Genomic DNA, 6,682 nt, shown 5'->3' with positions numbered 1-6,682 from the left:
CATCACATGCACCCTGAAGCGCCATGCAGTAGGCGTCCTCAAAGTCGTCGCGTACGAAGCCGAATTGCCTGAACGCTCCAATAGCGCCCTGCGCGACAAAGTGCGGAGCGATCAGAACACGTCCTGCGGCCGTCTCGATATTACGGACATCATCCTGCCATGGACCGGTTGCGGTCATATTGAGAAAGAGCTCCTGCCCGTCCTCTGGCAACGCAGCAGCCGACACCAGATCGGCGCAGGAATGCCATGGCAGAGCAACCACACCGTTGGGTGCGCGGAAGAAGCGGATGGCACGACCATTCAACTGGCCAGTAAATAGAGGGTCAGTCATGCGATGCCTCCCCTTTGCAAAGGCACCTTTGCCAGAATTTCGGCAAAGTTCGACCGTTCCCGTTTTTCAGGGTTCATTTTGCGTACTCCATGGCACGCACTACGATTTTTCTATGGACAGACCGACCTGAAATTCGTTATCAGAAGGGTGTTGGATGCCTCGTGATACTGATTTTCAGATCGCCGTCCTGTCTAATCGCAGGCGGCGTTTCTGTTTTCAGGAAGCATTCTGATTCAGAGACGCAATCCACTGCTCATAGCTTTCTGCCGGGATCAGTGTGTTACTCCCCACCTTTACCTTCTTGAGCGTTCCTGCAGCCAAAAGCCGGTCCACAGTCGCACGGCTCAATCCCGTCTCACGCCAGATATCTTCCCGGCGGTAGAAGCGGCGGCCTTTCTCATCTTTGTTCATGCTGTCTCCTGAGGACTTTTGTGCGTCTTGAAGCGCTGAGAGGACAATGGCCGATATTCATAAAAAGCCTCAAAGGAATAAGTTCGCACAACTTATTCCCGTGCCTTCGTCTGCGATCTCTTCAGTTTTGGAGAAAGATGTGGAGCAAATAAATCTATCGCGTCATCCAAAAGATCGTTTGCTCGTTCGTCATCGACGCCTGCCCATTCTTTTATGCGTGGAATAATTTCTTTACGAGAATGACCAAAACTATCAGCTGCAGAGAGAAATATAGAAATATGGTTCAATTTTTGTATTCTAGAAAAATCAGAAAGAGGTCCATGACCACGGCCCTTAGAAAGTAAAAGTGCTTTCAAAACAAAATTTCTTGCCTCTCTGGCATCAAAAGAACGCATATCTTTTTTTGTCGTTTTCTTATCTTTTTTGCGTGCTTTTTCTGACCTCATATAAGTTAAAAATTCCGATATGTCTTTTGGGGCGTTTTCTAAGAAAGATTTTCTTTCTTTTTCACTCTCTTCTTCAATTTCGGAAAAAATTTGCTCTCTGGATTTTTTCCATCCAGGGACAGGAACTGTGGTAACCGGCTCCTGTCCCCAACTTACGTTCCGCATATTGAAGGATGCCAAGAGTAAGTAATTAGCCACATTTGAAGGAATTGTCGCTTCGCCCTGAATAGCTAATGTTCCATCTTTCTGTACCGCTTGCTTTTCGAGCGCTCGATACAATTCTCCCCAAAGGAAAAGAGGATTTTCTGCAATATCTCGTAGACTCACAACTCTACATCTCCACTATGCATTTTTATTTTCATGGGTAGGGATGTGGCGATACTCTACTGCCATATCCTGATGTTTCGCCCGAACCAGGCACCACCTCCAGCACCTCAGTCCAATATCGTGAGCAAGTGATATGCGGCTTGCCAAGCGCTAGGCCGATCTCCCGCCATGTCTTCCCTGCTCGTCGCATACGCACAAGCAAGTCGATCTCATTGGCTTCCCATTGTTTACGGGGGCGTCCCATTACAGGTCAGCCTCTGGCGTAAACAGCTCAATGCGTTCATCAAACCAACTGAGACTATCCAAGCCTTGGGAAACTGCCCAATCGATCAATTCGACAACGAGGGCGTTTTCGTCGATCTGACCTCTCTGAACAGCGTCACGCATAAGGCATTTGATGACACAGAAGGCAGACGCGGTTCCCCCTGAAATTATTTCCGCTTGTGATTTGAAGAGTTTGACGTTCCGATGCCGTTGCTCTCCTTGGTATCTTATACGAAGAATTTCAGCTTCTTTTGCCGCTTCATGAATGGCTATTTTCTCTTGGGTGCGCGCTCTGGCGGCAGCAAGCTGTTCTTCATGCTGCGGAGGAATGTCCCCAGACCTTTTTGCGCCGCCCCGACGCGAAACTGTCTCGCTCATTCCACACCTCCATCTCTTGGAAGCGCCAGGTTCGCTTCGTCCAGATTATTGGCGATCCGCTTCACCCAATCGCGCAACTGTTCCAGCGGCGGCGGCTCGGACGCTCCAAGGAAACCGCCCAGAACCGTGGCGAGTGCATACAGGTCGCAGGTGGCTGCATGCGTGGCATCGTCAAGACGTTTGATAGCCTCTCGAAGCAGGAGCATCTTCTCAACTTGGTTATCTGCTTTGCTGAAAGTCTGAGGGTGCTCTCCACGTGCCTTTGCTTTAACCGGACGTTCGGCTGTCATGACTGCACTCATCGTACGGCCTCCACTGCATAAGCATGGCCGGTCGTGACAGGATCAGACGATCCCAGTCCAACTATGGACAGCACGATCAAGAAAGGGACGATGAGCGCCGTCAGAATGCTGGCGCGTGAGTCTGCTGCCTGCATGGGCGTAGGTGTGCTATGGGCGTTCTTAGCCATTGCCGAAACTCCGGTTCGGTTGTGGTTAGGCCGGATTTGGAGGTCCTACGCTCCTAATTCGGCCGTTATGCAGTGCTTGTTAAACACCGCACTTTTGCTGTAACCTAACCATGAAAATGAAGTCAACATTTTTGATGTAAGGTTTGTAGTGAAATTATCGTCTGCCCAATGCCGAGCCGCCCGTGCCCTTATGAATTGGTCACAGGGAGAGCTTGAATCTGCATCAAAAGTGACAAAAAAGACGATTGCTGATTTCGAAAGAGAAGCACGCACCCCTTATCCGCGCACCCTAGCCGCCATCCGTGCTGCCCTAGAATCCGCAGGCATCGAGTTCATCTCCGAGAACGATGGTGGTGCTGGGGTTAGACTGAGGAAAAGCGGTGTTTTAGCGCAGGGAATATTAGAAAATTTGGAGGGTAAAATGCTCGTGAAATTCTTTTCTATTTACATTGATCCGTCTGAAATCGAATGGATTGAAACTCGCGCTAAATATGAAGGGGAAAAACCTTTTTCAAAACGAATATACACAATAGAAATACACACAAAAAGCGGATCAAGTCTGCCTGTTCAAGAGATATCGGCAAATATGGAAGATAACGATGATATACAACGTGTAAATTCGCTCGTTGATAAAAATTTTGAGGCAATAGGAATTAAAAAAGAGGATATCGGGTTCAGAGTCTAAGCGCTCTTTTACGGGAACCCATCACCTACCCATCCGACTACCACCTTGCCACCCATCTGCCACCCAAGCGGCTACCTATCTGAAGGCGGCCCTTCATACACCATTGCACCGTTGGTGCGGGTGGCCCTGCGACGCGGCGCTATTAACCTCCAGCAAGGCGTGATACTGAAAACGCATCACTCATCTGCATGCCGGGTCGCCCGGAAAATTTGATGAAGCACGAAGAGTTCCGTGAGGGCGCGTCATTCTGGACAGCTTCCGGTGAATGGCGCTGCACAGACGTGGGGCGCCGCACCATCATAGCCATTCAGCTTGAACCCCAGTTGGATCCGTCCTGGTTCAAGGGGCCACCCTACGCCGTCGGCGAGTCGGTATTCGACGAATATGATCTGGAAGGCTGCTATCCAAGTGAGGCTGCCCTGCTGGCTGATATAGGGGGGTGCCGCCTTGTCACAGCGTGCACAGTGATAGTGCAGCGGTTTTGTAAACCGAAGGCCGGTGCTTGAGGGCGACGTGTGAGACGTGTGCACAGTGTGCACGCGCTCGATCATAGTTCTACGCAGTGCGCAAAAGATCTATCGAGGGGTGAAATCGCTCTCCCATGCCGTAGAGCATCGCCTTCACACGGCGGGGGTCACAGGTGCGAACAGGAAGGCACTGTGTTCGGGACGCAGGGGCCGAGGTTGCGAGCGTCGAGTCCATCGCCGAGAATGGGGGTGCGCCGGTGTGAGGCTGAGGAAGGAGGATGCGCCGTGAAGGTTTCTGTTTCGATCGACCAGGCTAAAGATCTTGAACAAGTGGTTGACGCTTGGTGCAAATGGCAAGCTGATCAGGGTTTGCCTGGGTATGTGAAACGCAACGGCAGCGGATCAGACAAGCGGATAACCTACACTGATCTGCCTAGCGATCTGTTCGATTTTGTTGGAAGAATGCTGCCCAACGCGGAACTTGATTAGCTATTTCTTTGGCTGCGATGAGGTGGATCGCGGAGAAAGGTGGCGGGGGCGCTGGGGTTAGGCTGAGGAAGCGCTGAAGCTGAAGCTGATGCTTGCGCGTTGAGGATTTTGCGCACACAAAAAAACCCCGCCGAAGCGGGGCCGCTAATTTTTCGTTCGAGAACTTTTTATAGACAAGCGTCTTCTTCTATTGGATCAAAGCGCAGTGACATCCGTAAGCTAAGTGCCTTAGCGGCACGCTGAACAGTATCAAGCTGAACTTTTGTATTTTCTGGATCTAGTAAACGGTCAACCTGTGTGCGACTAGTCGACATACTATGTGCCATTGCGGTTTTTGTCATTCCATCGGCCCGCATTTTATCAGCCAACTGCCAAGCAATAACTCTTTTAAGAGCAATTGCATCGACATCATCAAGGCTTCCATCCTCAATCAGGAAGTCCTCAAAGCTGCTCTCATTTGCTACAGATGCAACTTCTCGTTCCGTCATGACTTTTCCCCTTTTAGCGCTTTTTCGTGCGCACTTTGTCGCTTTAAAGCGAGTTCAATTTCAGTATCTGGGGTGGTTTCTGTTTTTTTTATAAACCCAGATAACAAAACCATCTTTTCTCTAGAGTCTATATAAAACAGCACCCTAGATATTCTATTAGTAAGGTTTGTGCGTACTTCGCATATACCTCCACTTAATGGACGACAGGTTGGCATGCCAATCGGCCATCCGTATTCTACTGTGCGAATATCAGCGTTGATTTTCCGCCGGTCTTCTCTGGGATCGATTGATCTCAAATAGTCCTTGACTGGCTCACGCCCAGAAACTGAGCGATAAAAAACAGCTTCGATTCGCTTTGGCATCTTCATACAGGCGTGATGCAATCTGCTCACCTATCCCGCAATTGATAATTTTATGTACCTCGCGAGGTGCATAGATGTAAATTGCTATTTTCCTTGCTTCTCCGGACGAGACATGTTCCACGCGCATATCAAGGTTAAAATTAAAGTGATCCCAAAAAAATCTTAATAAAGAATTTGTGAAAATTTCTTCCAGAATATCGCCGCAATAAATTCTTCGTATGGTTTGAAGCTCTTAATCTCAACACGTCTCTAAACACATTATCCACCACTCCTTCATCATCTCTCGCCGCTTCTCGAACAGATCTCCACGACGATAAGCGGCCTCTACCTTGTTGCTGATGGCGTGCGCCAGCGCCATCTCAGCCACTTCGCTTGGGTAGTCTGTCTCTTCGGCAGCCCAGTCACGAAATGTGGATCGCAGGCCATGCACGGTGACGTCCTTCGTGCCGGCCGCAATGTGCAGCGCCTTGGACAGAGCTACGTCTGATAGCGGCCTACCCCGCTTCTGGCCGGGGAACACCAGATCGCCGGCACGCTCATCGCGTAGAGGCATGATTTCCTGCAGGATGGCCACAGCGCCTTCTGACAGCGGGACGCGGTGTTCCTTCCCCATCTTCTTCATCCGGTGCGCTGGAATCGTCCACACACGCGCTTTCAGGTCGATCTCTGACCATGTGGCGTTGCGGACCTCGCCAGAGCGGGCCGCAGTCAGGCAGGTGAAGCGTACAGCCTTCGCTGCCACGCCCTGAGATTCAGTCAGTGCAGCCATTACGCGGCCAATGTCTTTGCGATCGATGGCCTTGTGGTGCTCCACCTTGGAAACATTCGAGGGTTTGGGGAGAATCGCGGAAATGTGGCCTTTCCAGCGCGCCGGGTTCTCGCCTACCCGCCAGCCATGGGTGCGAGCATAGTCGAGAATGCGCTCCATCCGGCCACGAAGCTTGTCCGCGGTTTCCGTCTTCTCCACCCAGATCGGGCGAAGAATGGAAAGGATGTCGTCAGTCTCGATCTTGGCGACCGGCTTATCACCGATCAGGTCATAGGCATGCAGTTCCAATGACCGACGCCAGTTCTTCGGACGCAGTGGAACACGCCAGCCAGCCGCTTGGTCGGAGATGTATCGCTCAGCCACATCACGGAATGGGATGCCCGCCTCTCGCCTTCTGACAGCGTCTTCACTCCGACGCTGCTCCAGCGGGTCAACCTTCTGGTTAAGCTGGCGTCGTGCGTCCGATGCGAGCATACGGGCCTCGGCTAGAGATATGTCATAGCCAGACCCGAGACTCATCTCCCTGCGTTTGTCGGTAACGGGGCTTTTATAGCGGAAGGTCCAGATCCGGGATGCGCCACGAACGACCAGCCAGAGGTTCCCGCCGTCACACAGATCACCCTCTTTATGGGCTGCAATCTGTCTGGCTGTTAAACGGTTTGGTGCAAGCCGACTCATAACCTTATCTGCCCCTCATAATGCCCCTCTTAAAACATGCGTTTAGCAGAGTCGTCGTGAGAAGTACAGAGATAAGGTATATCGCAACTTACTGTATTTTATAACGATTCCTGATGCC

12 protein-coding genes are annotated in these 6,682 nt (G+C 51.0%); 3 read left to right on the top strand and 9 right to left on the bottom strand.

The window, feature by feature from the left end:
- From GVI59_RS10205 to GVI59_RS10180, 6 genes are all read right to left on the bottom strand, one after another.
- On the bottom strand, window positions 1-331 hold a 331-nt coding region (locus GVI59_RS10205; RefSeq protein ID WP_173574162.1), incomplete at its 3' end, for a hypothetical protein.
- Window positions 332-547: 216 nt separating this feature from the next.
- The gene (locus GVI59_RS10200) at window positions 548-742 is read right to left on the bottom strand and encodes a helix-turn-helix transcriptional regulator (RefSeq protein WP_173574161.1); all 195 of its coding nucleotides are present in this window, start codon (window positions 740-742) and stop codon (window positions 548-550) included.
- A gap of 92 nt (window positions 743-834) precedes the next feature.
- Window positions 835-1,515, bottom strand: a complete 681-nt coding sequence (locus GVI59_RS10195; RefSeq protein WP_173574160.1) for a hypothetical protein — start codon at window positions 1,513-1,515, stop codon at window positions 835-837.
- Between the two features lie 243 nt (window positions 1,516-1,758).
- Window positions 1,759-2,157 (bottom strand): hypothetical protein, encoded by a 399-nt coding sequence (locus tag GVI59_RS10190; protein ID WP_173574159.1) that lies wholly within the window; start codon window positions 2,155-2,157, stop codon window positions 1,759-1,761.
- Window positions 2,154-2,447 (bottom strand): hypothetical protein, encoded by a 294-nt coding sequence (locus GVI59_RS10185; RefSeq protein ID WP_206752368.1) that lies wholly within the window; start codon window positions 2,445-2,447, stop codon window positions 2,154-2,156. Before GVI59_RS10185 ends, GVI59_RS10190 begins: the two co-directional genes overlap by 4 nt.
- A gap of 8 nt (window positions 2,448-2,455) precedes the next feature.
- Window positions 2,456-2,626: a hypothetical protein gene (locus GVI59_RS10180; protein WP_173574157.1), complete on the bottom strand. Its 171-nt coding sequence runs from the start codon at window positions 2,624-2,626 to the stop codon at window positions 2,456-2,458.
- Window positions 2,627-2,816: 190 nt separating this feature from the next.
- Between GVI59_RS10180 and GVI59_RS19380 the strand changes: the two genes are divergently transcribed.
- The 3 genes from GVI59_RS19380 to GVI59_RS10165 all read left to right on the top strand — a co-directional run bounded on the left by GVI59_RS19380 (window position 2,817) and on the right by GVI59_RS10165 (window position 4,267).
- Complete coding sequence (locus GVI59_RS19380; protein WP_173574156.1) at window positions 2,817-3,311, top strand: hypothetical protein; 495 nt, start codon at window positions 2,817-2,819, stop codon at window positions 3,309-3,311.
- A gap of 212 nt (window positions 3,312-3,523) precedes the next feature.
- Window positions 3,524-3,817 (top strand): hypothetical protein, encoded by a 294-nt coding sequence (locus GVI59_RS10170; RefSeq protein WP_173574155.1) that lies wholly within the window; start codon window positions 3,524-3,526, stop codon window positions 3,815-3,817.
- 246 nt (window positions 3,818-4,063) lie between these two features.
- Window positions 4,064-4,267: a hypothetical protein gene (locus GVI59_RS10165; protein ID WP_173574154.1), complete on the top strand. Its 204-nt coding sequence runs from the start codon at window positions 4,064-4,066 to the stop codon at window positions 4,265-4,267.
- A gap of 167 nt (window positions 4,268-4,434) precedes the next feature.
- On the opposite strand, the gene GVI59_RS10160 is transcribed toward GVI59_RS10165, so the two are convergent.
- The 3 genes from GVI59_RS10160 to GVI59_RS10150 all read right to left on the bottom strand — a co-directional run bounded on the left by GVI59_RS10160 (window position 4,435) and on the right by GVI59_RS10150 (window position 6,564).
- Window positions 4,435-4,755, bottom strand: coding sequence for an XRE family transcriptional regulator (locus GVI59_RS10160; protein WP_173574153.1), 321 nt, complete (start codon window positions 4,753-4,755; stop codon window positions 4,435-4,437).
- A complete protein-coding gene (locus GVI59_RS10155; RefSeq protein ID WP_173574185.1) occupies window positions 4,752-5,123 on the bottom strand; it encodes a type II toxin-antitoxin system RelE/ParE family toxin in 372 nt (123 codons plus the stop codon). Before GVI59_RS10155 ends, GVI59_RS10160 begins: the two co-directional genes overlap by 4 nt.
- Before the next feature lie 232 nt (window positions 5,124-5,355).
- A complete protein-coding gene (locus GVI59_RS10150; protein WP_173574152.1) occupies window positions 5,356-6,564 on the bottom strand; it encodes a tyrosine-type recombinase/integrase in 1,209 nt (402 codons plus the stop codon).
- Window positions 6,565-6,682 lie beyond the last annotated feature (118 nt).

This window comes from Acetobacter sicerae (genome assembly GCF_011516765.1).
Classification (GTDB): Bacteria; Pseudomonadota; Alphaproteobacteria; order Acetobacterales; family Acetobacteraceae; genus Acetobacter; species Acetobacter sicerae.
This window is presented reverse-complemented; position numbering and strand designations above follow the sequence as displayed.

Bases quoted from the DNA above. Each gene is read 5' to 3' on its own strand.
- GVI59_RS10200 (WP_173574161.1), bottom strand. From the start codon at position 742: ATGAACAAAGATGAGAAAGGCCGCCGCTTCTACCGCCGGGAAGATATC.
- GVI59_RS10190 (WP_173574159.1), bottom strand. From the start codon at position 2,157: ATGAGCGAGACAGTTTCGCGTCGGGGCGGCGCAAAAAGGTCTGGGGAC.
- GVI59_RS10185 (WP_206752368.1), bottom strand. From the start codon at position 2,447: ATGACAGCCGAACGTCCGGTTAAAGCAAAGGCACGTGGAGAGCACCCT.
- GVI59_RS10180 (WP_173574157.1), bottom strand. From the start codon at position 2,626: ATGGCTAAGAACGCCCATAGCACACCTACGCCCATGCAGGCAGCAGAC.
- GVI59_RS19380 (WP_173574156.1), top strand. From the start codon at position 2,817: ATGAATTGGTCACAGGGAGAGCTTGAATCTGCATCAAAAGTGACAAAA.
- GVI59_RS10170 (WP_173574155.1), top strand. From the start codon at position 3,524: ATGAAGCACGAAGAGTTCCGTGAGGGCGCGTCATTCTGGACAGCTTCC.
- GVI59_RS10160 (WP_173574153.1), bottom strand. From the start codon at position 4,755: ATGACGGAACGAGAAGTTGCATCTGTAGCAAATGAGAGCAGCTTTGAG.
- GVI59_RS10155 (WP_173574185.1), bottom strand. From the start codon at position 5,123: ATGAAGATGCCAAAGCGAATCGAAGCTGTTTTTTATCGCTCAGTTTCT.
- GVI59_RS10150 (WP_173574152.1), bottom strand. From the start codon at position 6,564: ATGAGTCGGCTTGCACCAAACCGTTTAACAGCCAGACAGATTGCAGCC.